The following is a 24,313-nucleotide window of genomic DNA, read 5'->3' as shown; positions in this document are numbered from 1 at the left end:
CATGGGACACGGCCGGATCCCGCTGCTGTCTCTTCTCGCGCTTTTCGTTACGGTGGGAAGCGTCGCAGCGGCCGAGCCGAGGATTGACGGCGTTTGGGGGATCGTCGGTCCGGACGGGCAGCCCAAATGCAGCGGCACGGCGGTGTTGGTATTCCATCAAGGCACTTACCTGCGCGCTTTGCCGAAGCACGGCACGCTCTCCGGTGAGCGGGTGCTGGAGATGGGGCGATCGACCTACCGGATCTCCGGGGACAGGGTGGAGGTTGATCAGGTGCTGACCTGGTCCGCGCCGGAGCCGCGGCGGACCTACCTGATCAAGCGCGGCGGCATGCCGGAGCTGGTTCGGGAGGGGGAGACACAAATAATCCTGAAACTTTGTCCGTCATTGGACCCTAAACAGTTGATTCAATAGCGAGCTGAAGCGCATAATCCGCTAAGACAGGCTGGTTGGAGGGACCTTCCATGGCTGACGGACTGTCCAGAGCGGACCCACAGGACCCAAAACGCGTGCGCCGTGCGGCCGCGCATCATGACACTCACCCGGACATCGATTCCGATACCCGGCAGGAGTTTCTCGCTCTCTATACCGACGCGTCGGAAAACATTCGTTTTGCCAAGGCGCAGCAATGGCACACGCTGATCTATTTCTCCGCGCTATGTGTCGGGGTGGTGGCGGTTGGCGTTTGGCTTCGCTGGGGCGATGTCAGCCTGATCAAATTCCTGTTTTATCTGGTCTGGCTTTTCAGCCTGGCGACCGTCGGCACGATCCTGATGCTGCAGAGCTGGCAGGGCTCCGAAGCCAAGAAACAGGCTTTCATGCGCGCTCATCTGGGTGAGCTGACCCGGACTGCAATGGCGCAGAAGTCGCGCTTCACCAGTGATGTCCACCGCTACATCATGCTCGGCTTCATGCTGCTCTATGTGGAAATGGCGACTTTTGCCGTCTCCCGCATGCTCTGGCCGCATTTTTAGTTAACAGCACTGGGCACGCTTCTTGCTGGGTAATGATTGCGTATCATCCAGCAAAGGAACGTCATTGTGAAAGCTGTTACTTACAGAGATACGGTGCCTGGCATCGCAACCTCGGGAACTGCCGAGAAAGGCTGGGAAAAGCTTGATCTGACAAAGCTTTTCGAAGGCGATTTCCACATGTATCCGACTGGCTTTTATTGTAGCGAGATTGCTGCAGCTTCTGCCGAGGCGGAAGAAATTTCCCCGACAAACGAGGCTACCGGAACATAGGGGTAAGGCGCATATACCGGCTTTTCCCACTGGTTTCCCTTGCTGTCTCCAGCATGCAACGGCCATATATTTTGTCGGTCTATTAGGTACACTTATTGCATGCCATCGCCTCGGTCTTCCAACCGAGGAGCGAAACAATGGAAGCAATTACCTATACGGGAAGCTATGCAGAAAGTGATAGCGCTCACCTGAAGAGCAAGGGGCTACAAAAGCTCGGCATATCGAACATGAGCGGGTTCCGGACGTCCTTTAACGACGTCTACAGTTCGGAGGCTAAAGATAGCGCGTCAGAGGCGAGCGGGCCCGTAACCGGGACCGGCAATGCGGATAGCGGGTATTCAGCTGTTGTGACCGCATTGCTCGATTACATGCACAAGACGCCGGAAGAGCGGTATTTCGAAGCTATCCTGAAGGAGAAGGGACTGACCCCTGAGCAGTATGATGCCTTGCCGCCAAAGGAAAAGACCGAGCTCAGGGAAATGATCATGGATGAGGTCCGGGAGCGTATGATCGCCGACGCGAAAAACCAGGCGCTGGAAGGCCAGCAGGTATAACGCCAGACCAAACGGCAAAACAGAAGGGCGCCACTGGGCGCCCTTTTTCAATTCCCTGGATCAGGGCCGCTATACCGAATTACCGAAGCAATGCCCTAGCTGACGCCGCGTGCCGCTTCCTCAAGGAGGGCCGGGTTGCTGACGATCCCGGTGTCACTCGGCAGGTTGGCGAGTTGTTCGGCAATGTTTCCGGCAAGCGCGAGCGCATCTTCGCTGGAAAGATTATCGTTCACGTTTTCGCCAAGCTCTGACGTTTTCTGGCTCTCTCCGGGGACGGATACGGACACGGCGCCACCAGTCCCCTGCGGCTGACCAGGAGCCTGCGAGCCAGTGTTGCGCTGAACCGACTGTGTCTGCGTGCGCGCAATATTCTGGGAGGCAATGGTGCTTTTGATGTCCATGGATCTTTTCCCTCGGCTCTGAGCCTGATGTGCCACCTTATCCGCCGCGGCCTTACTTGTCACCCCGGCGCGTTTCCGTTTCCGGACCGGCTCCGAGGCGTTCCAGATAGGCCTCCATATGCGCGGGCGGCGGCGCTTCCACGTAGACGGGCGGTTTGCTCTGTTGCATTGGCAGGCGCAGAGCCCGGGAGTGGAGCTGCAAAGGCTCTCCGTCTTCTCCGTCTCCCATGCCATAGAGCGGGTCGCCGACGATCGGGCAGCCGATGGCGGCCAGATGGACACGGATCTGGTGAGTCCTGCCGGTGCGCGGGAAGCATTCGATGAAACACAGGCCGTCCGCAGCGCTCACAACCCGATAGTCGGTTACGCTCTCCTGACCGTCCTTTCTGTCCACCACCATGCGCCAGCCCTTGCCCTTGCTGGTGACTTTCCTCAGGGCCAGTTCGATACGGCCTTCAGGCTCTTTTGGAATTCCCTTGGCGATGGCCCAGTAGGTTTTCTCCACAAGGCCTTCACGGAACAATTTTCCAAGTTTTTTCAGGCCTTTGGGGTTGCGCCCCAGGACGAGGCAGCCGCTCGTGTCGCGGTCCAGCCGGTGCCCGAGTGCCGGGACATGCTGAATGCCGTATGTCAGATGCTTGAAGTAGGCTTCGAGATTGTCGCCGCCGCCGGGGCCTTCATGGACCGGTAGTCCGGCAGGCTTGTCGATGACCAGGATCAGCCCGTCCCGATGCAGCACCCGGTCGCGGATTTCCTCTGGGGTCATGGAGAAGCCTTTCAAATGAAGACGGCCCCGCGCCGGGTACGGGCGGGGCCGTTTCGTTGTTTCGCTGGTTGCGCTTAGTTCGGGATCTTGCCCTGAACGCCCTCTACATACCAGTTCATGCCAAGCAGGGCACCGTCATCGAGCGTCTCGCCCTTCTTGACCTTGATGGCGCCGCTCTGGTCCTTGATAGGCCCGTCAAAGGCGTGAATGGAGCCGTCCGTCAGGCCGGCGATCGCATCGGTGGCGAGCTTTTTCGCGTCATCCGGAACGGCGGCGCCAAAGGGAGCCATCTCGACCATGCCGGATTTCAGGCCACCCCAGGTGTCCGTGGACTCCCATGTGCCGTCCAGAGCTGCCTTGGCACGGGCCAAATAATAGCTGTCCCAATTGTCGATGATCGCGGAAAGCTGTGCCTTCGGGGCGAACTTGGTCATGTCAGAGGCCTGACCGAAACCATGTACGCCGCGGGATTCGGCAACCTGAAGCGGGGCCGGGGAGTCGGTGTGCTGCAGGATGATGTCCGCGCCCTGATCGATCAGCGCCTTGGCGGCATCGCCTTCCTTGCCCGGGTCGTACCAGGAATTCACCCAGACAACCTTCACTTCGGCTTTCGGGTTGACCGAGCGCAGCGCCAGAGTGAAGGCGTTGATGCCCCGGATGACTTCCGGGATCGGGAAGGAGCCGACATAGCCGATCACGTTCGACTTGGTCATCTTGCCGGCGATCAGACCGGCGACATAGCGGCCTTCATAAAAGCGCGCGGCATAGGTCGAGACGTTCTTGGCGCGCTTGTAGCCGGTGGCATGCTCGAACTTCACGTCCGGAAACTTCTTGGCGACCTTCAGGGTCGGGTTCATGAAGCCGAAGGAGGTGGTGAAGATCAGCTTGTTGCCGTCGCTGGCAAGCTGGCGGATGACGCGCTCGGCATCGGGGCCTTCCTGCACGTTCTCGACAAACGTCGTCTTTGTCTTGCCGGCAAGCTGCGTCTCGATGGCCTTGCGGCCGATATCGTGGCGATAGGTCCAGCCATGATCGCCGACCGGGCCAACATAAACGAAGCCGACCTTGAGTTCTTCCGCATTGGCACCCGAGGGCGTTACGCCCGCAGCAAGTACCGTCGCCGCCAAACCTGCGCCGCCGAGGAGGGCGCGCACGATGTCTCTAATCATTGAGATCTCCTGAATTTGTGAAGCCTTGAGGCGACGGTTGCCGGCCGCTTGCCGGTCTTTTTGCGCCTAGAGGGTGATCCTCCCGTATTACTTTCCGAACCGCCGGAGCAACGGGGGTTAACCGGTTGCGGTTTTTTTTAGTCCAGACGATCAAATATGACAATTCGGCTGCAGTCTGTGAAGCGGCAACACGTCCGGTAGCGCGTGATTCTTTCAGATCTGCTGTCAGGGAGGATTTCAGGGCGGAGATGTCAGGGAATGATGGCGCGCAAGTTTGGCGCGCGCCGGCAACCGCGATACGCCCCACATAGCCGCATAAGAACCGCGCACGCGAAGAGGTCCGGCTATATCTGTTTGTAGCCGGTCCGGGTGTTTTTATTCACTCAGGCGCCGCTGAAGGCCGGCGGTGCGTGCGATTCTTAATCCGCGACCGACAAATCGACGGCCTTGGGGCCGCGGGCATCTTCCTGCACTTCGAAATTCAGCCTCTGGCCCTCGGAGATGGTTGCCAGTCCGGAGTTCTGGACGGCGGAAACATGTACGAAGACATCGCGCGATCCATCTTCCGGAGTGATGAACCCGTACCCTTTGTCGGTCTTGAAAAACTTCACTGTACCCGTTGGCATGACTGGATACCTCTCCTCTTCACAAACTCCAAAATAACCACTTACTCAGTCACTCACTCTTAGACACGCTTTAGGAGAGACGCTCGGCACTGACCAGCAGAAGACACCCCATCTGTAAAGCCGTCCACAGACTGAACTGAGATAGGGTGGGCCTGTTAGCGCGGCAAGTGAATTTGTGATTAAAAGTAGTATCTGGCGACAGGCGGGATCATGGCCGTGACGCACCCGGAAATGGCGGTTTTACTGTAAAAAAAATGACCGCGCCTGATTGATGAGGGAGGCGGGGTGCCCCTGATCGATCATTTGTGGCGCGGTCCTGAAGATGACTCTCAGGATAAATCACTTAGTCCAGAGGGAAGGGGAAGACCGCCAAAGCGGGGGAAACGCTGTTACGGCGGCTGCTCCGGTCCTTTCCTGCTGCTCATTAAAAGATAGGGACGTTTTGGCCCGGTCAGTGTGGGATTCCGCACGGTGGCGACGGCTCGAAGCGGAATTGCTTCAAGCGCGTGGGTAAAAGCGTGTTTCGACGCGCGGTTGTGAGTGGGCTTGCCCTGTTGCTAGATAGAGTGGTTGGGCGCAGGGACGGTGCCGGTCCGGACGATTGATGGTATGTTCGGCAACCATTTGGGGGAGATGCCAGTGTCGACTATGAATCGCAGCCTTGGGGCTTGCCATTTGCTGCGGTGCTTGCCGGAAGCGAAAATCGCCGATCTCGATCGGAGATGCCGTTGGCGGAATTTCGAAGCAGATCAGGTGATCATCAATCTCGACGATGAATCGACCGATGTCTACTTCATCACCTGGGGCGATGTTCGGGTGACGGTTTTTTCCGAAACGGGAAAGACCGTGATTATTCATGATCTCAAGACGGGCGATCATTTCGGCGAATTTGCGGCAATCGATGGCGGGCGGCGCTCCGCCAGCATCGTTGCGCAGAGCAGGACGGTCGTTGGCTGTATGCCCGCCGAGATGTTCCGGGAACTGCTCGCCGAAACCCCGGAAATGTCCCGGATCGTCATGAAACGCATGGTTGGGTCGATCCGGACCCTGGTGGAGCGGGTAGTTGAGTTCAGCACGCTTGGGGTACGAAACCGTATCCATGCTGAATTGCTGCGTCTGGCGCGGGCCGGGCGCATCGTCGACGGAACCGGGCGCATTTCACCGCCGCCGACCCATGCCGAGATCGCGGCCCGGATTAGTACCCACCGTGAAGCGGTGACCCGGGAGCTGAAGGCTCTCGAGCGCAGCGATCTGCTGGAGAGGACGCGCGGTGCATATGTCGTGAAAGATCTGGCCGAACTGGAGCGGATGGTCGACAACGCCCGCGCCGGCCGAGAGGAAAACTGATGCCCGCCATCTATTGTGCGCTGCGACAAATTATCTCCGAGGCGCATTAGGACTGACACATTTCGGCGGCATAGTTATTATATTGCACTGCAACATAACGAGGCCGCCCCATGACGATCAGGAATCTGGATAAACTCTTTCAGCCGAGGTCTGTCGCCATTATCGGGGCGAGCAACCGGGAGCAGTCGGTCGGCAAGGTTCTGTCCAGAAACCTGCTCGGCGATGCCTTCAACGGGCCTGTGCTACCCGTCAACCCGCACGAGGACGCGATCGGCTCCACGCTTTGCTACAAGAGCATCGCGGATCTGCCGATTGTTCCGGATCTCGCTGTCATCTGTACTCCGGCCGCGTCAGTCCCCGCCATACTGGAGGAACTGGCGGCAAAGGGAACCATGGCGGCTGTCGTGGTCACTGCCGGATTCGGTGAAGGGGACGGTCACGGCGCCGATCTGGTCGGTGAGATCAAGCGCATCAAGACGCAATATCCGATCCGCGTGGTCGGGCCGAACTGCGTCGGCATCATGGTGCCGCCCATCGGGCTCAATGCATCCTTCCTGCATATTCAGCCGCCAGCCGGAAATCTCGCTTTCGTGACCCAGAGCGGGGCCGTCGCGTCCGCTGTCGTCGATCATGCGGCGCATCACAATATCGGCTTCTCCCATGTGGTCTCGCTCGGCAACATGACCGATGTCGATTTCGGCGACATGCTGGATTATCTGGTGGCGGATCCGAACACCAAGGCGATCCTGCTTTATATCGAGTCGATCAGCAGCCCCCGGAAATTCATGTCCGCCGCGCGTGCGGCCGCCCGGAACAAACCGGTGATCGCCATTAAATCAGGCCGCAATCAGGCCGCCGCCAAGGCTGCTGCCTCGCATACCGGTGCGCTCACGGGCTCGGATGCGGTCTTCAACGCGGCCTTCCGTCGGGCCGGGATTCTGCGCGTTTATGACTTGCTTGAGCTGTTCGATGCGGTGAACACGCTCGGCACGGGTCTGAAGGCGGCGAACGACCGTCTGGCAATCATCACGAATGGTGGCGGCCTCGGTGTGCTGGCGACGGAGAGCCTTGTTGAATTGGGTGGCCGGCTGGCGGAACTCAGCCCGGAAACCGTAGCGGCGCTTGACGGAAAGCTGCCGTCCACCTGGTCGCGCGGAAACCCGGTCGACATTATCGGCGACGCGCCGCCCGAGCGGTATGAAGCCGCGCTTGAAGAGGTGATAAAGGACCCGAATGTCGATGCGGTTCTGGTGCTGAACTGTCCGACCGCGATTGCTGACAGTATCAAGGCGGCGGAGGTCGTGCAGCGCGTCGTTGCCGGGAAGCCGCGCGTGCCGATCCTGACGAACTGGGTCGGGGAAGGGGCGCAGGAAGAGGCGAAGAAGGCCTTCTACCGGGCCTCTGTGCCGTCCTACGATACGCCGAACCAGGCGGTGACCGGCTTCATGCATATGGTGCGCTACAAGCGCCGCCGCGACATGCTGATGCAAACGCCGCCGTCTTTGCCGGAGGGCTATCATCCCGAGACCGAGCGGGCGCGCCGGGTCATCGAGAAAGCGGTCGGTGAAGGCCGCGAATGGCTGACGGAGCCGGAAGCGAAAGACATCCTGGATGCCTACGGCATCCCTGTCATCGAGACCGTGATTGCCAAGACACCCGAAGAGGCCGGGATGGCCGCGGTCGAGCTCGGCAACCATGTGGTCCTGAAGATTCTCAGCCACGATATCACCCACAAGAGCGATGTCGGCGGGGTCCGTCTCGACCTCACCGGCCGTCAGCAGGTGATCGGCGCCGCGGAAGAGATGCTGAGGACGGTAAAACGTGTGAAGCCGGAAGCCCTGATCGACGGTTTCGCGGTCCAGCGCATGGCAACCATGCCGCACGCCGAGGAACTCATCATCGGCATCAGCACGGACCCGGTCTTCGGGCCGGTCATTCTGTTCGGCAAGGGCGGGGTCGAGGTCGAGGTTGCGGACGACAGTGCGGTTGCCCTGCCACCGCTGGATATCCCGCTGGCCCGGGACATGGTGCAGCGGACACGGGTCTGGTCGCTGTTGCAGGGGTACCGTAACCGCCCGCCGGCGGCGATCGAGGAGCTGACTGCGGCGCTGGTCAAGCTTTCCCAGATCGCCATGGATTTCCCGGAGATCCGGGAGCTCGACGTCAATCCGCTCTATATCAACGATTACGGCATTCTGGCCCTCGATGCCCGGGTGCGGGTGCAGGATGCGGCCAACGCGATCCCGGTCGCCATCCGGCCCTATCCCAAGCATCTGGAGCGGCATGTCAGTCTCGATAACGGATTGGCTCTGACGGTCCGTCCGATCCGGCCGGAGGACGAGCCGGCCCTGCTCGACCTGATCCAGAAATCCTCCCTCGACGATCTGCGCCGGCGCTTCTTTGCTCCGGTCAAGACACTCCCGCACGAAACGGCGGCCCGTCTTACCCAGATCGACTACGATCGGGAAATGGCCCTGGTGGCCGAAAGCCACGGCGAGATTCTCGGTGTCGCCCGTCTGACGGCGGATCCGCATTTCGAAACCTGCGAGTTCGCCGCGCTGGTCCGGACCGATCAGCAGGGGCAGGGGCTTGGCCGGCGTCTCATGGGAGACCTGATCCGGCACGCCGATTCGCGCGGCCTGCAAAAGATGTTCGGCTATGTGATGTCGGAGAACAGGGCGATGCTGGCGCTCTGTCATGATCTCGGTTTTATCGAGACGGCGTCGCCGGACGATGTCGGCACGCGGCTGGTCACGCTCGATATAAAACAGGGCTGAACCGCCTGAATTCGATCATACTCCCGGCCATATCGGCGGCGACGTTCTGTCCGGTGATCGCCGGGGAGGTCGGGAATGCGGAGAGGCGGAGCGCGGTGCAGGGGGCTTCTGACGGGAGTCTGCCTGCTTTTCGCCATTCTGGCAGGGGGCCGGGCGGCTGCCGCCGCGGATGTCGCGGTCATCAATATCGGCTGGCACACCGGTATCGCCCTCAGGGTCACCGACATCGATCCCGTCCGGATACCGGAGACCGAGGCCTTTGCCGGGCTGATGTGGATTGAGTTCGGGTGGGGCGATCGCGATTTCTATCAGGACCCGGACCCGGATCTTTCAGATTACTTCTCCGCAGTCTTCCTGAATACGCCGGCCATCATGCATCTGGTCGGGATTCCGGTCAGCCCGCAGGATTACTTCCCCTCCTCGGAGGTTGTGGTGTTTCCGGTGACGGATGCGGAGCATGCACGGCTGCAGAAATTCATCGCCGGGTCTTTCAAGCGTCCTGAAGGCGGGCGTGCCCCGGCCATAGCGCGCGGTTTGTATCCCGCCAGCCTGTTCTACGATGCGATCGGCTCTTTCAGCCTGACGAATACCTGCAACAGCTGGGTGGCGCGCGGATTGGCGGATGCCGGGCTGATCGAGTCCGCCGAGGGGATCGTTACCGCGGGGGGCGTGATGACGGCCTTGCGCTCGGCTTTGGCAGACCGCCGGTCTGTCGTGGAACGCTGATCGTCCCGTGCCGCTGACCGGCAGAAATTCGATATGGGATTTCCGTCACGGCACCGGCATCGCTATTCTCCATCTCATTTGCTCACCGGTTAAACAGGCAGGTTCGAAACATGCGCGTCGATCTCAATTCCGATCTCGGGGAAAGCTGGGGAGCCTACGAGCTGGGCGCCGATGCCGACATGCTCTCGATCGTCTCCAGCGCGAACGTCGCCTGCGGCTTTCATGCGGGCGATCCGAACGTGATGCGGGAGACCGTGATCCGGGCGCGGGACGGTGGTGTCGGCATCGGGGCGCATCCGGGCTATCTCGATCTCTGGGGTTTCGGACGCCGCAAGATCGCCGGCGACAGCCTGGCCGACCTGGAGAAACAGACCGCCTACCAGATCGGTGCCCTGATGGGGCTTGCCGCTCTGGAAGGGGTGAAGGTGACCCATGTGAAGACCCATGGCGCGCTTGGCAATCTGGTGGCGGAAGATGAAAGCGTTGCCGGTGCCATTGCCCGGGCGACGAAGTCCGTCGACCCGGACCTGATCCTGGTGGTCATGCCGGGCATGGCGACGGAACGGGCGGGCGAGGCCGCCGGTCTGCGCCTGGCGCGCGAGATCTTCGCTGACCGGGCCTATCAGGATAACGGCAATCTGGTGCCGCGCAGCGAGCCGGGGGCCGTGATCCACGACGCCGAAGCGGCCGCCGCATCCGTCCTGGCCATGCTGGAGGAAAGCGCGGTCATCACCAGGAGCGGCAAGCGCATCAAGGGCCGGGTCGACACGATCTGCGTGCATGGCGACAATCCGGCGGGCGTGCAGATGGCACGGGCACTCCGGACTTCTCTGGAGGCGGCGGGGATAGAGATCGCGCCGTTCCATCACTTCCTCTGACACCGCGACCCGCGCCGCTGCAGGAACAGTTCATTCGCAATCCGGCCCCTTGGGCGCCGCCTTTTGATCCTGCATAGTCACAGCCAACCAATAAGGAACGGGGAGGCTGGAATGGGCTATGTGAAAACGGATGACGGCGTGTCGCTCTATTGCGAGACGACCGGTGAGGGGACGCCTGTCGTCTTCGTGCATGAATTCGCCGGCGATCACCGGAGCTGGGAGCCGCAGGTCCGGGCGCTGTCCCGCTACTACACCTGCATCACCTACGGCGCCCGCGGCTATCCGCCGTCGGACGTGCCGGAAGACCCGGCGCACTATTCGCAAGCCCGGGCGCGGGACGATATCAGGGCGGTGCTGGATGCCATGGATATCGAGGCGGCGCATATCGTCGGCCTCTCCATGGGCGGTTTCGCCACCCTGCATTTCGGCCTGGCCTATCCGGAGCGGGCCCTGTCGCTGGTCGTCGCGGGCTGCGGCTATGGTGCCGACCCCGACCGGCGGGACGATTTCAAGAAACAGTCGAACCTGCTCGCGGACAAGATCGAGGGCGAGGGCATGGACAAGGTCGCGCCCGTCTACGCGCTGGAGCCGGCCCGCGTTCAGCTCCAGAACAAGGACCCGCGCGGCTGGGCGGAATTCGCGGCCCAGCTTGGCGAGCATTCCTCGAAAGGCTCCGCCAACACCCTGCGCGGCGTGCAGGCCAACCGGCCGTCGCTCTGGGAGCTGCGGGAGCAGATGGCAGAGCTGACCGTCCCGACCCTGATCGTGAACGGGGACGAGGATGAAAGCTGCCTTGAGCCGGGCCTGCTGATGAAGCGCACCATCCCGTCCGCCGGGCACGCCATGTTCCCGAACACTGGCCACACCCTCAATATCGAGGAGCCGGCTTTGTTCAACCGCACCATTCTCGACTTCTTCCACGAGGTCGAGGCCGGCCGCTGGGGCCTGCGCGACCCGCGCTCGCTGAAGGGCGGCACGCTTGGTCGATGAAGAATTGGGCCGCTAAAGAGCCGGGCCGCTAACACACCGGAGACACGCCATGACCGACCTTCCCATCATCGAGCTTCGCCGCATCGAGGCGAACGTGATCAAGCCGCTCTACGAGGAGATGGTGGCGGAGGTCGGCGCGGCGGCGGCGCAGAAGATCGTCGGCAACGCCATCCGCAAGGCCGCCATCGCCCAGGCCCGCACCTTCGCCGAACGGGACGGCCCGGACCGCGACATGCGCAGTTTCCAGGACCTCTACAGCCTCTGGACCCACGGCGGGGCGCTGGAGACGGAGGAGCTGGAGCGGACGGAAGACACCTTCCACTTCAACGTCACCCGCTGCCGCTATGCCGAGATGTACCGGGAAATGGGCCTCGGCGAAATCGGCCACCTCTTGTCCTGCAACCGGGACGGCAGCTTCTGCGAGGGCTATTCCGACAAGATCACAATGGAACGCGGCCAGACCATCATGGGCGGGGCGAGCCATTGTGATTTTCGGTATCGGTACGAGGGGGAGTGAAACCTGCTGAACCCGGTCTTGTGTCCCCGTAAGCGCAAAATTTCAGGAACTCAGAAATGCCCGATCCAGTCCGCCTTTCCCTGATCCATGCGACACGGCTTGCCATTGATCCTGTCGAGGCGGCTTTCCGGGAGGCATGGCCGGAGGCTGAAATTCTCTCCCTGCTGGACGAGGGCCTGTCGGTCGACCGCGCGAAAGATGCCGCGCTGACGCCGGAGCTGGCGGCGCGAATCATTACGCTCGCGCGCTATGCCGAGGGAACGGGGCCGGCGGGCATCCTCTACACCTGTTCGGCCTTTGGCGAAGCAATCGAAGAGGCCGCGCGCACATCGCCGCTGCCGGTCCTGAAGCCGAACGAAGCCATGTTCGAGGAGGCCTTCGGCCACGGCCCTCGTGTTGCGATGATCTACACCTTCCCGGCGGCAGCCGACGGCATGGCAGATGAGTTCCGCGAAGAGGCCGCGCGGCGCGATTCCGGAGCACGTCTGACGACGGTCTTCGCGGAGGGCGCGCGGGAGGCGCTGAATGGTGGTGACGCCGATACCCACAACCGCCTCATCGCCGAGGCGGTCGCCCGCACGGCGGACGAGGACGTCTTCCTGCTGGCCCATTTCTCCATGGCGCCAGCCGCACCGGCCTGCCGGGCGGTGACCGACCGACCGATTCTGACCGCTCCTGAAGCGGCGGTGCGGAAGATGAAGGCTCTGGTTGAGGCGCGGGAGGGAGCAGGGTGAGGGGATATGAGGCTTGGTATTTTGGGGCCATGGGTTAGGTCGTGTGTCCCCTTATTTCCCCTGCCCCGTTAATTCGATTATGTGCCAGATGTACCGAATACATATGATATGCCGGAGCGCTTTAATATTAGGTGGCGTAACCGTTGATTTCATTGTGGGAGTCGAGAAAATAATCTGGATGGTTCCCAAATCATCGATCCTCTAGTTAGGAGAATTCGTGGGTAGCACTAAGGGAGATGCTTGCCACAGATTGAGTGCTCGCACTGGACAATTTTCAGAGGGAAATACCAATGGAGTAAAGGATTTATGTCAGAACGAGATTGGATAGAGCAGATTGAAAAATCAAAATTTGTACGACTTTTGAAGGCAATTTCACCTGTCGGAGTTGCAATGACATTTATTGGTGTGGTTTTCGCTACATACAATATTTGGAGCGGGATGCGCACGGTGGGGGATTCTAGATTGGACCGCGCGGTTGAGATTTATCTATCGGCGGATTCCAGCGATCGTCGCCTTCCAGAAGCATTGAATTATTTGGTCAACGCAGGATATTCGTTAGGCCCACTTGATATGCCAGCAGCTTCAGAAAATTCCCCATTGTATATGGCCACAGTAGATTTTAGCTGGCAAAATTTTTCGGACAGCGACCTAAGCGGTAATGATCTAAGTTTTGCTAATTTCGAAGGCACAGACCTTTATGGAGCGTGGTTTGTTAGAGCTCAGCTGACTTGGGCAAATTTTCAGGACGCACGGCTCTACAATGCAAATTTGGAAAATGCAGACCTAGCATGTGCGGACTTGAGGTTTGCCGATATACAGGGCGCAAATTTTAGTGGCGTGAATTTCGGCGATCCCATGGGATGCCAAACAAAGTTAGACGCTGAAAAGCTATCTGACGCTTTTTACTTTTCTGATAATCCTCCAAAGGGTTTATCGAACCAAGATTTAAATGCACTACAGAAGTGTGAGCCCGCGTATCGAATGACCCAAAATGATCCTGAGATCGGTACAGGGAATCGTCTTCTCGGTTGTTTTTTACCGAACCGGAGCAACAGCTATCCACCACGGAAAACTTTCAGGTTATGGTTTTGGCTAAACGAGCTGATACAGAATTAGACCGTTTATCATTGAGATAAGGGGACACGCGACTTAATTGTCCCCAACGTCTCATCCTCCCAGCCAACTCAATCGACACATTCCGCCCGAACAGACGCTTCGTATCCCGGTACGCGATCTTGCGCGCCACCTCCTCGGGCAGCTGAGTCAGCCTCGCAATTAAGGGGACATGACATTTAATTCGTGCTGCGGTTCCTAAATCACGCCATGCGATCTCTCCTCAACGGCATCCGGCGCCCCACCGTCATATCCCAGTCAGCAGCATATCGAGAGCGTTCATGATTTCGGTATCGTTGTGGAGAACGCTCGTGACCGGCTTGTCGAGCAGGGAGCGCGGGACGGCCGATAGGAATTGTGTCGCCATGACGTGTTGGCCGGATTGGATCTCGAACACCGGGTTGAGTCCCTTGGCCGGAATCGGCGCGAGGGCGAGCGGTATCAGCGGCACTACGATGCGGGTGTTCAGCGCGCCCAGCAAGTCGGCCTGCACATCCAGAAGATATCCGGGGCCATCCGGATTTGCGTAGACATCGAAGCGGGCCATCAGAACGGGCGGTGCTTCGCCAGTGGCAGCCCGTGTTCCTCGATCCAGCTATTGGAAGCCTTGAGCGCTTCGGCGTTCTCTTGCTTCCATGCGGCGGCCTTCGCCTCGCTCACGGCGCGGCGCAGACCCGATTCCGCAGCCTGAGACAGGTTGACGCCAAATGTACGTGCCTCGGCCAGAAGCGATGGGTCCAGCGTCAGATTGGTTGGTTTCCTGGTAGCGGAGTGCGATCCCATACGGAGTCTCTTCCGGGATGTGAATGCTGTGCGCATGATAGATACGCATGAAGATGCGCGTCAATGCGCTGGGTGTTCGCGTACCTTCAGCGATCTTTCCCCAAAACCGTCATTCCGGCCGGAGAGCCGGGACCCAGGTGGTCGTCGAGCGGTGTCCTATGCTCCCTGGGTCCCGCATCACGTGCGGGATGACGGCGTGGGGGCGGGATGACGATGTTGGGTGCGGCAAGTCTCGTGCAGCTCAGCTCTCCGCGTCGGTCGCACCTTCCTGCTCCGCGATGACCAGGAACTCGCTGTCGTCGAGCGGGCGGTGGCGGGAGGTGCCGGCGCGCTGGCTGCGGGTGAGGATGCGGCCGACCTGCTCGGGTGTCGCCTTCAGGCCGTATTCCGCCAGTTTCTGGACGACGGCGCCGGAATCGCTCCACTTGCCGATGACGAGCTCCGCTGTCCGGCCGACGACTTCGGGCTCGAACGGGAAGGCGAAGCGACGTTCGTCCGCCGCGGTGAATTCGGTGATGGCGCGCCATTGCTCGTATCGGAACGCGCCTTTGCCGACGATCGGTTTGTAATAGTCGATCGGCAGACCGCTGATGCTCTCGACGAGCTGGCATACCTCCGGCAGCCGGTCCAGCTGCAGGCCCGTCTCGGCGCCGTAGATCATTTTGAGCGCCGACGCGACGGACTCCATGGCGGCGTTTCCGGCGCGATAGCCGATCCCGTTGATCGAGACCTGAAGCACATCGGCGCCGCCCTCGTAGCCGCCAAGCACATTCGCGACGGCCAGGCCGAAGTCGTTATGGCAATGGACTTCGACTTTCAGGCCCGTGTGCTCCTTCAGATGGCTGACCAGGAAGCGGATCGCGGCGGGCCGGGCGATGCCCTGGCTGTCGACAACGGTCACGTAACTGGCGCCTTCCGCCTCCGCGGCCTTGGCGGCGCGCGTGATGTGGTCGAGGTCGGCACGGGTGGTTTCCGGCATGAACAGGTTCACGACACAACCCGCCGCGCGGGCCGCCCGAACCTCCTCGATCATCTTTGCGAACTGCCCCTCGCGGTCGGTCTTGAAGACGTGGCGCTGCATCTCGTCACCGATATGGTACCAGACCATGACATGCCGCACGCCGAGCTCGAGCGCCTTCTCGACCCGTCCCGGCTGCCAGGTAACCCAGAAATCCATGCCGAGATCCCGGCGCATGATTTCGCGAATGACTTCCTGCCAGCCCGGAACCGTCAGGAAAATCTCGGTGCGCTTGATGCCGAGGCGGGCCAATGCCTCGGCGATCTTCACCTTGTCCGCCGTCGTGAAGGCGAGATCGGCGGATTCCTCGCCATCGCGGAGTGTCAGGTCGTGCAGTTCGACCGGGCGGGGCGGTACGGCGATCGCGGGATCGAAATTATGCCGGCTGGTGGCCCAGCGGGGGCCGTTCCAGGGTTCGCTCACCGTGTTCTCACGCTCTTTCGACATGGACATCCCTCCTTTTTACCCTCAGGTCTTCCTGGCCTGTTTAGGCAGCATTTGCGGCACACAATTAATCCTGATCGAAATCGGGAAGATATGCACGCAGAGCGCCCCAGAAAATTCAGGGCTATACCCGGAGAAGTCCATAAGTTTTTGAGAGGGGTGGCGGGCGCACAAGGACTCCACCCTTGAGAAATAGAGGGACATGACAGTCTAGTCATGCTGCCAGGTTTGCGCAGGCATTGATGGGGGCTCCGGCCGGGCTGGTGCCTTACCGTGCCGCCAGCAGGCCGCGCGCTTCCAGTTCCTCCACTTGCGCCGCTACATCCTCGACCGAAATCCCGTCCATCAGGTGAGTCACCGATGCAGGATCGCTGCGCAGCCGGGCCATCAGGGTATCGGCGCTGTCCGGGGTGCGGACGACGAAGCCGTTTTCGCCCCAGGGCCGGTAATGCTGGTCCTTGGTCGGGCCGAACAGGCCGATGGTCGGGATGCCGGAGGCGGCCGCGAGATGCATCATGGCGGAGTCGTTGGCGACCATCAGACGGCACTTCTTCAGGACCTCGCAGGTCGACAGGATATCCAGCCCGAAGGCGTCGATCACCCGTCCGCGATCTGGGCCTGCGCCCTGATTTTCCAGCAGCGTAGCCCCGGCTTCCCGCTCGTCCGCGCCGCCGACGAGCACGATCTCGGTTTCCGGACCGAAGGCTTGCATCTGCCGGATGCGATCCGCCAGCGCCGCGAACCGGTTGGCCGGCCATGTCTTGCCGGCCCAGTTGGCGCCGACGGCGAGGGCGATCGGGTTCTTCGCTCCCGCAAGCAACTTCTCCGCCGTCTCCCGGTGCTGCGGCGCGGTCCAGATCTTCGGGGCCAGTGACGGCAAGCCGAACATCGAGGCGTTCAGCTCAACCCGGTGACGCCCGGTCCGGTCTTTCGGGACGCTGTAGCGCTTTCCGGCCAGCAGCAGCCAAGGCATGGCGGAGCGGCGCAGATCGACAACGACGCGCCACTTCCGGGGCGCCATGGCCCGCCAGAGCTTCCACCAGTGGCCGTGATTGGGCTGCTTTTTGATTATGTGCAGTGCCTCCAGGTTCGGCACTTCGCCGAACACCTTCGACGCCGGCCCGCCGCAGGCAATGGTGATGCCGTCCTCGGGATACTGTTCATGCAGCCAGGCGAGAATCCCGGTCGAGAGAATCGCGTCGCCGATCCGAGTGGAGGTAATGAACAATATCGACATCGGGTCTCTCTGGTTTTGTCTTGTCGCGGTATTCGGGGGCAGGCCGGTTCAGTCCGGCATCGTATCCAGCGCGGCCTGCAGGATGTAGGCGGCGGCGAGCTGGTCAACCCGGGCCGCGCGTTTCTTCCGTGTCATGTCCGCGTCGATCATTGCCCGCTCGACGGCCATGGTGCTCATCCGCTCGTCGAAGAAGGCGACCGGCAGGTCGATGCGCAGGATCAGCTCGCGGGCGAAGTCCCGGGTCGACTGGCAGCGCGGACCCTCGGTGCCGTCCATATTCAGCGGCAGACCGATCAGGAAGGCGCCGACATTCTTTTCCTCGACGATCCGGGCCAGCTCTTCCGCATCCTTGGTGAATTTCCGGCGCTGGATGGTTGTGATCGGGGAGGCGACGCGGAGGAACGGGTCGGAGATGGCGATGCCTATGGTCTTGGATCCGAGGTCCAGCCCCAGAATACGGGTGAACTTGGCCATCATTCCTGGCAGGTCGGCGGGGTTGCAGAATGTCATGTCTGGGTGATACCTTCGCCACCGTTTTGCGGCTCTGTGCTTGGTGTATGGGGCTGCCGCGAATTTCCGAATATTACGGAGAGCCTTATCCGATGTCGCTTGACAAAGCCACTGTCGCGAAAATCGCGCATCTCGCGCGTATCAAGACCGACGACGCACAGCTGGATGCCATGGTCGCTGATCTGAACACTATTCTCGGCTTCGTAGAGCAATTGAGCGAAGTGAATACGGACAATGTCGAGCCGCTGGCGAGCGTCACAGGGCACGGCCTGCCGCTGCGCGCCGACGTGGTGACCGACGGCGCCTATCCGGAGCGAGTGCTGGCCAACGCGCCGGACCGGGCGCATGGCTATTACGCTGTTCCGAAGGTGGTCGAATAATGAGCGATCTTCTCTCTCTCAGCCTGACCGGCGCGCGCGACGCGCTGAAGGCGAAAAAGACATCCTCGGCCGAGCTGACGGACGCCTATATCGGCGCCATGGAAGCGGGCAAGAGCCTGAATGCCTTTATCACCGAGACGCCGGACAAGGCGCGGGCGATGGCCAAGGCGTCCGACGAAAAGCTCGCCAAGGGTGACGGCGGGGCCATGGAAGGCCTGCCGATCGGCATCAAGGATCTGTTCTGTACCCAGGGCGTGCTGACCACGGCGGCCTCCCACATCCTCGACGGCTTCAAGCCGGAATACGAATCGACGGTGAGCCAGAATCTCTGGAACGCTGGCGCGGTGATGCTCGGCAAGCTCAATCTCGATGAATTCGCCATGGGCTCCTCGAACGAGACCAGCCACTACGGCGCGGTCGAGAACCCGTGGCGCCGTTCAGGTGGCGATAACGCGAAGCTGGTTCCGGGCGGCTCCTCCGGCGGCTCCGCCGCTGCCGTCTCCGGTCGTCTCGCCATTGCCGCGACCGGGACCGATACCGGCGGCTCGATCCGTCAGCCAGCCAGCCTGTGCGGCATCGTCGGCATCAAACCGACCTACGGCCGTTGCTCGCGCTGGGGCGTTGTGGCCTTTGCCTCCTCGCTCGACCAGGCCGGCCCGCTGACCCGGACCGTTTCCGACGCAGCCCTGATGCTGGGCGCCATGGCCGGGCACGATCCGAAGGATTCGACTTCTGCTGACCTTGCCGTTCCGGATTTCGAGGCGGCACTGACCGGTGACGTTCGCGGCATGAAGATCGGCATTCCGAAGGAATACCGGGTCGACGGCATGCCGGACGAAATCGATGCGCTCTGGCAGAAGGGCGCGGCAATGCTGAAGGACGCGGGGGCGGAGATCGTCGATATCTCCCTGCCGCACACGAAATACGCGCTGCCGACCTACTACATCATCGCGCCGGCGGAAGCCTCGTCCAACCTGGCCCGCTATGACGGCGTGCGCTACGGCCTCCGGGTCGATGGCGACAGCCTGAACGAGATGTACGAGAACACCCGCGCCGAAGGCTTCGGCGACGAAGTGAAGCGCCGCATCCTGATCGGCACCTACGTGCTTTCGGCGGGTTATTACGATGCTTATTACCTGAAGGCGCAGAAGGTCCGGGCGCTGATCCAGAAGGATTTCAACGACGCCTACCAGTCCGTCGATGCGATCCTGACGCCGACCGCGCCGTCCGCGGCCTTTGCCATCGGCGAGAATGAGGACGATCCGATCAAGATGTATCTGAACGACGTCTTCACCGTGCCGGCCAGCCTTGCCGGTCTGCCGGGCATTTCAGTGCCGGTCGGGCTCTCAGGCGAGGGTCTGCCGCTCGGTCTGCAGGTGCTGGGCAAGGCGTTCGACGAGGAAACCGTCCTCAAGGTCGGTGGCGTTCTGGAACAGGCGGCGGGCTTCGATGCCCTGCCGGGCTTCCTTGCGGGAGGGAAGTGAGATGACTGCGGAAAAATCCAACCTCGTCACGGGTAACACCGGAGACTGGGAGATCGTCCTCGGTCTCGAGGTGCATGCCCAGGTCACATCCAACTCCAAGCTGTTCTCCGGCGCGGCGACCACCTTCGGCTCCGAGCCGAACAGCCAGGTGTCACTGGTCGACAGCGCCATGCCGGGCATGCTGCCCGTGATCAACGAGGAATGCGTCCGCCAGGCTGTGCGCACCGGCCTCGGGCTGAATGCCGCGATCAACCGCTTCAGCGTGTTCGACCGGAAGAACTATTTCTACGCTGATCTGCCGCAGGGCTACCAGATCAGCCAGTTCAAGCAGCCGATCGTGGGAGAGGGCGTAATCACCGTCGATCTGCCGGGCGGGCGGTCCAAGTCCATCGGAATCGAACGGCTGCACCTGGAACAGGATGCCGGCAAGTCGATCCACGACCAGAGCCCGACCAAGAGCTTCATCGACCTGAACCGCTCCGGCGTGGCGTTGATGGAAATTGTCTCCCGTCCGGACATGCGTTCAGCAGAAGAGGCAGCGGCCTATGTGAAGAAGCTGCGCTCCATTCTGCGCTATCTCGGCACCTGCGACGGCAACATGCAGGAAGGCTCGATGCGCGCCGACGTGAACGTCTCCGTCCGAAAGCCGGGTGATGAGCTCGGCACCCGCTGCGAGATCAAGAACATGAACTCGATCCGCTTCATGCAGCAGGCCATCGAGTACGAAGCACGTCGTCAGATCGAGATCATCGAGGACGGCGGTACCATCGATCAGGAAACCCGCCTGTTTGACGCTAACAAAGGCGAGACCCGCTCCATGCGGTCGAAGGAAGAGGCGCACGATTACCGCTACTTCCCGGATCCCGATCTGCTGCCGCTGATTTTCAGCGAGGAGTTTGTCGAGGCGGAGAAAGCCAAGCTACCGGAATTGCCGGACGCCAAGAAGGCGCGCTTCATCGCGGACTTCGGGCTCAGCCCGTATGACGCCGCTATCCTGGTGGAAGAGCAGGAGACGGCGGCCTTCTATGAGAAGGTGGCGGACGGACGCGACCCGAAGCTGGCCGCAAACTGGATGATCACCGAGCTGTTCGGCAACCTCAACAAGGCGGGCAAGGATCTCTCGGACTCGCCAGTCGACGAGGAGAAGCTGGGCGGGCTGATCGACCTGATCACCGACAACACGATCTCCGGCCGGATCGCCAAGGACGTCTTCGCAGAGATGTTCGAAAGTGGCAAGGACGCGCCGACAATCGTCGAGGAAAAAGGCCTGCGTCAGGTCACGGATACCGGCGCGATCGAAGAGTTGATCGACAGCGTTATGGCGTCCCAGGCCGAGAAGGTCGCGGAATACCGCTCCGGCAAGGACAAGCTGTTCGGCTTCTTCGTCGGTCAGGTGATGAAGCAGAGCCAGGGCAAGGCCAACCCGGCCATGGTCAACGAGTTGCTGAAGAAGAAACTCGCCGGCTGACACCGAAAATCAAACAATTTGAAAAGGCGGCCGGGGGCTATCCCGAGCCGCCTTTTCTGTTTCCGCGATGCGGATGCCCGCTTCGTATCGTGGGGGTGCGAGGCGGTGTTATAAGCGGTGCAGCATTTACACCGATGACATTGATCTAGGGGGACTAACTATGGCTGGGAATTTCCCGCTGCACGTCGCATTGCCGCTCGCCAAGGCGGAAATTATCGCCGACGAAGCTCTGAGCGTCGCAACCGCGGAAAAAATGATGCCGATGACTGTTGTCGTGCTCGATGCCGGCGGTCAGGTCGTGTGCCTGAAGCGGCAGGACGGCTCCGGTATCGGCCGGGTCGAGATTGCCACGGCGAAAGCTTGGGGCGGCCTCGGTTTCGGTGAGTCTTCCCGCAATCTCGGTGGCCGTCTGAAAGAGCGCCTCGGTTTTCAGGTTGCGGCAGCGTCTGCCTTCGACGGTCAGTTCGCGGCTGTCCCGGGTGGTGCGCTCATCCTTGAAAACGGTGCTGTGATCGGCGCTGTCGGCGTCAGCGGCGATCTCTCCGAAAAAGACGAGTTCTGCGCCTGCAAGGGTATCCAGAAAGCAGGCTACACGAGTGAGCCGGCCGAATTGGATGAGACCTGGCGCTAAGGCTTTTAGCGTTACCTAAACATCCGTCATCCCGGACCACGATCCGGGATGACGGCCTTTACCGTCACGCCTTTACAGCCAGTATGGTGTCGGGTTGTAGAGGTCGACGAGGAAGTCGACGAAGGCGCGCACTTTCGGTGAAAGGTGCCGGCCGCTCGGATAGACGGCGTAGATCGGCACGTCCTCGCGGACATAATCTTCCAGCAATGTTACCAGCTTGCCGCTTTTGACATGCTCACCGGCCATGAAGGCCGCCAGCATGGCGAGGCCGCCGCCGGACAGCACGGTCTGAAGAACCGAGTCGCCATTATTCATGGCAAGGGTGCCCTTGGCGCGCAGGATCTTCTGCTGGTTGTCGACCATGAAATGCCAGTCATTGATCGGATTGCCGGGTGCGTAGGTGATCAGCGAGTGATCGCTCAACTGGTCCGGCGTTTCCGGCTGACCCCATTTCTTCAGATAGTCCGGGCTGGCCACCAGCATGCGGTGGTTCACCGCCAGCTTGCGGGCAATCAGGCTGGAGTCTTTCAGCTGCGCGATCCGGATGGCGAGATCGATCCCCTCATCGACGAGATCCACCACGCGATCGTTCACCAGCAACTGCACCTCTACTTCCGGATAGCGATCGAGAAATTCCGGCAGGTGAGGGGCGACATGCCTGTGTGCGAAGGTCGTCGGTGCCGTGACCTTCAGCAGCCCGCGCGGTGCGGAGTGTGCTTGCGAGACCGCGATCTCCGCCTCGTCCACATCGGCCAGGATGCGCTTGCAGCGCTCGTAATAGGCGGAACCGACCTCGGTGAGGCTGACCCGCCGCGTCGTGCGGTTCAATAGCCGCACGCCGAGCCTGTCTTCAAGTCCGGAGAGCTGCTTGCTCACGACGGACGGTGAGACATTGAGGGTTCGGGATGCTCCGGCGAGACTATCATTCTCAACCACGGAGCAAAAAACCTTCATCGCCGTTAAAGTATCCATTTCAGCGCGTTCTCCTGAACGGTACAGAATTATTCATTCGTTATAGGAATTAATACGGTGCTTTAAAAGAGAATTATCACTTTGACTGCCGGGAACGTACATTGAGAATGACAGTGCTCGTCTATCGACCTGTTCAGTTGCCCCGCCGGGCAGACAGTACGAACCGTGGCAGTGCCCCTCATCGCCGCGTATCGGAGACCCACCCGATAACTGGTGTCCTTCCTGACTCTAATGGACACCCGGACAGTCTGACCGGCTTTTTATGAGGCTGCAGAGATTTCCGGACAATGGAAATCACTGCAGCCTTATTTGTCTCGCGACAATCCGGGCAATTCCCACTCTTCCCGCCTCGTGATAGAGGCATGTGCGACTCGGCAGTTGTCGGGTTCAACGATCTAACTCTACGCCGGAGCCGGCAATGCGCAATAACGACCTGAAGCCCGAAACCCTCTCGGCACAGGCCCTGGGACATGTCGATGAGACAACGGGCGCGGTAACACCGCCGATCCATCTCTCGACAACCTTCGAACGGGACGCGGATAACAGCTATCCCAAGGGGTTCGTCTATACCCGCGGCGGGAACCCGACTTACGACGTCGCCGAAGACCTGCTGGCACGGCTGGAAAACGGCGCGGGCGCGCTGATTTTCTCGGCCGGCATGTCTGCGGCGGTCGCGCCTTTCATGACCCTGCGTCCGGGCGATCATGTGCTGGCGCCGACTGTGATGTACTGGGCTCTGCGCAACTGGTTGCTGGACTTCTGCGCGCAGTGGCAGATCGAAATCGACTTCTTCGATGTGAACAACCCGGAAAGCGCCGCGGGTCTGGTGCAGCCGGGCAAGACCAAGCTGGTCTGGATCGAAACTCCGGCCAACCCTCTATGGGACTGCCTCGACATTGCCTGGTTTGCACAGCTCGCCCACGGCGCCGGCGCAAAGCTCTGCGTTGATTCGACGGCGGCAAGCCCGGTGCTGTCCCGCCCGATCGAGCATGGCGCGGATCTGGTCATGCATTCGGCGACGAAATATCTGAACGGGCACAGTGACGTGCTTGGCGGCGCCCTGATCGCGGCCAAGGCGGATCAGTGGTGGGACGATATCCGCCGGGTACGGACCGATCACGGCATGGTCATGGGACCGTTCGAGGCCTGGCTGCTGCTGCGCGGTATGCGCACGCTGCATCTCCGGGTGCGCAAGGCGTCGGACAATGCCATGGCGATTGCGGAGCATTTCCACAATCATCCGAAAGTGGCCTCCGTGCTCTATCCGGGGCTCCCGACCCACGCCACTCACGATGTGGCGGCGAAACAGATGGAAGACGGCTTCGGCGGCATGCTGTCGCTCAGGATCGAGGGCGGCGAGAAGGCCGCGATCAAGGCGGCGGCCAATCTCGAGCTGATCCACCGGGCAACCTCGCTCGGCGGCGTCGAGAGTCTGGTTGAGCACCGTGCTTCGATCGAAGGCAAGGGCACGCCGGTTCCGGCCGACCTGCTGCGCTTCTCGATCGGGATCGAGGATGTCGGGGACCTCATTCAGGACCTTGAGCAG

General features: G+C 61.0%; 27 protein-coding genes. 17 read left to right on the top strand and 10 right to left on the bottom strand.

What is annotated here, in order from left to right; genetic code table 11:
- Window position 1 precedes the first annotated feature (1 nt).
- From IG629_RS05805 to IG629_RS05790, 4 genes are all read left to right on the top strand, one after another.
- Complete coding sequence (locus IG629_RS05805; protein ID WP_193171030.1) at window positions 2–412, top strand: RNA-binding protein; 411 nt, start codon at window positions 2–4, stop codon at window positions 410–412.
- 50 nt (window positions 413–462) lie between these two features.
- Window positions 463–972, top strand: coding sequence for a hypothetical protein (locus IG629_RS05800; RefSeq protein ID WP_028465308.1), 510 nt, complete (start codon window positions 463–465; stop codon window positions 970–972).
- Window positions 973–1,038: 66 nt separating this feature from the next.
- Complete coding sequence (locus tag IG629_RS05795) at window positions 1,039–1,242, top strand: hypothetical protein (protein ID WP_193171029.1); 204 nt, start codon at window positions 1,039–1,041, stop codon at window positions 1,240–1,242.
- Window positions 1,243–1,379: 137 nt separating this feature from the next.
- Entirely contained in the window at window positions 1,380–1,796 is a 417-nt protein-coding gene (locus IG629_RS05790) for a hypothetical protein (RefSeq protein ID WP_193171028.1), read from the top strand.
- A 95-nt stretch (window positions 1,797–1,891) separates the two neighbouring features.
- On the opposite strand, the gene IG629_RS05785 is transcribed toward IG629_RS05790, so the two are convergent.
- The 4 genes from IG629_RS05785 to IG629_RS05770 all read right to left on the bottom strand — a co-directional run bounded on the left by IG629_RS05785 (window position 1,892) and on the right by IG629_RS05770 (window position 4,758).
- Complete coding sequence (locus tag IG629_RS05785) at window positions 1,892–2,197, bottom strand: hypothetical protein (protein ID WP_193171027.1); 306 nt, start codon at window positions 2,195–2,197, stop codon at window positions 1,892–1,894.
- 52 nt (window positions 2,198–2,249) lie between these two features.
- On the bottom strand, window positions 2,250–2,963 hold the full coding sequence (locus IG629_RS05780; RefSeq protein WP_193171026.1) for an RluA family pseudouridine synthase: 714 nt from the start codon (window positions 2,961–2,963) through the stop codon (window positions 2,250–2,252).
- A 74-nt stretch (window positions 2,964–3,037) separates the two neighbouring features.
- The gene (locus IG629_RS05775) at window positions 3,038–4,132 is read right to left on the bottom strand and encodes a BMP family ABC transporter substrate-binding protein (RefSeq protein WP_193171025.1); all 1,095 of its coding nucleotides are present in this window, start codon (window positions 4,130–4,132) and stop codon (window positions 3,038–3,040) included.
- Between the two features lie 419 nt (window positions 4,133–4,551).
- On the bottom strand, window positions 4,552–4,758 hold the full coding sequence (locus IG629_RS05770) for a cold-shock protein (RefSeq protein WP_193171024.1): 207 nt from the start codon (window positions 4,756–4,758) through the stop codon (window positions 4,552–4,554).
- Window positions 4,759–5,406: 648 nt separating this feature from the next.
- Between IG629_RS05770 and IG629_RS05765 the strand changes: the two genes are divergently transcribed.
- The 8 genes from IG629_RS05765 (at window position 5,407) to IG629_RS05730 (ending at window position 13,843) form a co-directional block, all read left to right on the top strand.
- On the top strand, window positions 5,407–6,105 hold the full coding sequence (locus IG629_RS05765; RefSeq protein WP_193171104.1) for a Crp/Fnr family transcriptional regulator: 699 nt from the start codon (window positions 5,407–5,409) through the stop codon (window positions 6,103–6,105).
- 110 nt (window positions 6,106–6,215) lie between these two features.
- Window positions 6,216–8,882, top strand: coding sequence for a bifunctional acetate--CoA ligase family protein/GNAT family N-acetyltransferase (locus IG629_RS05760; protein WP_193171023.1), 2,667 nt, complete (start codon window positions 6,216–6,218; stop codon window positions 8,880–8,882).
- 75 nt (window positions 8,883–8,957) lie between these two features.
- A complete protein-coding gene (locus IG629_RS05755; protein WP_193171022.1) occupies window positions 8,958–9,608 on the top strand; it encodes a DUF2459 domain-containing protein in 651 nt (216 codons plus the stop codon).
- Between the two features lie 110 nt (window positions 9,609–9,718).
- Complete coding sequence (locus tag IG629_RS05750; RefSeq protein WP_193171021.1) at window positions 9,719–10,486, top strand: LamB/YcsF family protein; 768 nt, start codon at window positions 9,719–9,721, stop codon at window positions 10,484–10,486.
- A gap of 111 nt (window positions 10,487–10,597) precedes the next feature.
- On the top strand, window positions 10,598–11,476 hold the full coding sequence (locus tag IG629_RS05745; RefSeq protein WP_193171020.1) for an alpha/beta fold hydrolase: 879 nt from the start codon (window positions 10,598–10,600) through the stop codon (window positions 11,474–11,476).
- 49 nt (window positions 11,477–11,525) lie between these two features.
- Window positions 11,526–11,993, top strand: coding sequence for an L-2-amino-thiazoline-4-carboxylic acid hydrolase (locus IG629_RS05740; protein WP_193171019.1), 468 nt, complete (start codon window positions 11,526–11,528; stop codon window positions 11,991–11,993).
- Window positions 11,994–12,049: 56 nt separating this feature from the next.
- A complete protein-coding gene (locus IG629_RS05735) occupies window positions 12,050–12,727 on the top strand; it encodes an arylsulfatase (protein WP_193171018.1) in 678 nt (225 codons plus the stop codon).
- A 306-nt stretch (window positions 12,728–13,033) separates the two neighbouring features.
- Window positions 13,034–13,843 (top strand): pentapeptide repeat-containing protein, encoded by an 810-nt coding sequence (locus IG629_RS05730; protein WP_193171017.1) that lies wholly within the window; start codon window positions 13,034–13,036, stop codon window positions 13,841–13,843.
- Window positions 13,844–14,087: 244 nt separating this feature from the next.
- Here IG629_RS05730 and IG629_RS05725 read toward each other — a convergent pair whose 3' ends face one another.
- The 5 genes from IG629_RS05725 to ruvX form a co-directional block, all read right to left on the bottom strand.
- Entirely contained in the window at window positions 14,088–14,387 is a 300-nt protein-coding gene (locus IG629_RS05725; RefSeq protein ID WP_193171016.1) for a CcdB family protein, read from the bottom strand.
- On the bottom strand, window positions 14,387–14,623 hold the full coding sequence (locus IG629_RS05720; RefSeq protein WP_193171015.1) for a type II toxin-antitoxin system CcdA family antitoxin: 237 nt from the start codon (window positions 14,621–14,623) through the stop codon (window positions 14,387–14,389). Before IG629_RS05720 ends, IG629_RS05725 begins: the two co-directional genes overlap by 1 nt.
- A gap of 241 nt (window positions 14,624–14,864) precedes the next feature.
- Window positions 14,865–16,088 carry a LeuA family protein gene (locus tag IG629_RS05715; protein ID WP_193171014.1) on the bottom strand — a complete coding sequence of 408 codons (1,224 nt, stop codon included), beginning with the start codon at window positions 16,086–16,088 and terminating at the stop codon, window positions 14,865–14,867.
- Window positions 16,089–16,353: 265 nt separating this feature from the next.
- A complete protein-coding gene (locus IG629_RS05710; protein WP_193171013.1) occupies window positions 16,354–17,322 on the bottom strand; it encodes a glycosyltransferase family 9 protein in 969 nt (322 codons plus the stop codon).
- A gap of 48 nt (window positions 17,323–17,370) precedes the next feature.
- A complete protein-coding gene (gene ruvX / locus IG629_RS05705) occupies window positions 17,371–17,832 on the bottom strand; it encodes a Holliday junction resolvase RuvX (RefSeq protein ID WP_193171012.1) in 462 nt (153 codons plus the stop codon).
- Between the two features lie 92 nt (window positions 17,833–17,924).
- Between ruvX and gatC the strand changes: the two genes are divergently transcribed.
- From gatC to IG629_RS05685, 4 genes are all read left to right on the top strand, one after another.
- Complete coding sequence (gene gatC, locus IG629_RS05700) at window positions 17,925–18,212, top strand: Asp-tRNA(Asn)/Glu-tRNA(Gln) amidotransferase subunit GatC (protein ID WP_193171011.1); 288 nt, start codon at window positions 17,925–17,927, stop codon at window positions 18,210–18,212.
- Window positions 18,212–19,696: an Asp-tRNA(Asn)/Glu-tRNA(Gln) amidotransferase subunit GatA gene (gatA, locus tag IG629_RS05695; protein ID WP_193171010.1), complete on the top strand. Its 1,485-nt coding sequence runs from the start codon at window positions 18,212–18,214 to the stop codon at window positions 19,694–19,696. The genes gatC and gatA overlap by 1 nt, the downstream gene beginning before the upstream one ends.
- Window position 19,697: 1 nt before the next feature.
- Complete coding sequence (gene gatB, locus IG629_RS05690; protein WP_193171009.1) at window positions 19,698–21,164, top strand: Asp-tRNA(Asn)/Glu-tRNA(Gln) amidotransferase subunit GatB; 1,467 nt, start codon at window positions 19,698–19,700, stop codon at window positions 21,162–21,164.
- 160 nt (window positions 21,165–21,324) lie between these two features.
- Window positions 21,325–21,795: a GlcG/HbpS family heme-binding protein gene (locus tag IG629_RS05685; protein WP_193171008.1), complete on the top strand. Its 471-nt coding sequence runs from the start codon at window positions 21,325–21,327 to the stop codon at window positions 21,793–21,795.
- A 72-nt stretch (window positions 21,796–21,867) separates the two neighbouring features.
- Here the strand turns inward: IG629_RS05685 and IG629_RS05680 are convergent, their stop codons facing one another.
- Window positions 21,868–22,767 (bottom strand): LysR family transcriptional regulator, encoded by a 900-nt coding sequence (locus IG629_RS05680; RefSeq protein ID WP_193171007.1) that lies wholly within the window; start codon window positions 22,765–22,767, stop codon window positions 21,868–21,870.
- 418 nt (window positions 22,768–23,185) lie between these two features.
- Here IG629_RS05680 and IG629_RS05675 point away from each other — a divergent pair.
- Window positions 23,186–24,313: trans-sulfuration enzyme family protein (locus IG629_RS05675; RefSeq protein WP_193171006.1), on the top strand; the 1,128-nt coding region annotated here is incomplete at its 3' end.

Source organism: Nisaea nitritireducens (genome assembly GCF_014904795.1).
Lineage (GTDB): Bacteria > Pseudomonadota > Alphaproteobacteria > Thalassobaculales > Thalassobaculaceae > Nisaea > Nisaea nitritireducens.
The sequence above is the reverse complement of the archived record's forward strand: the minus strand, read 5'-3'. Positions and strand labels throughout refer to the sequence as shown.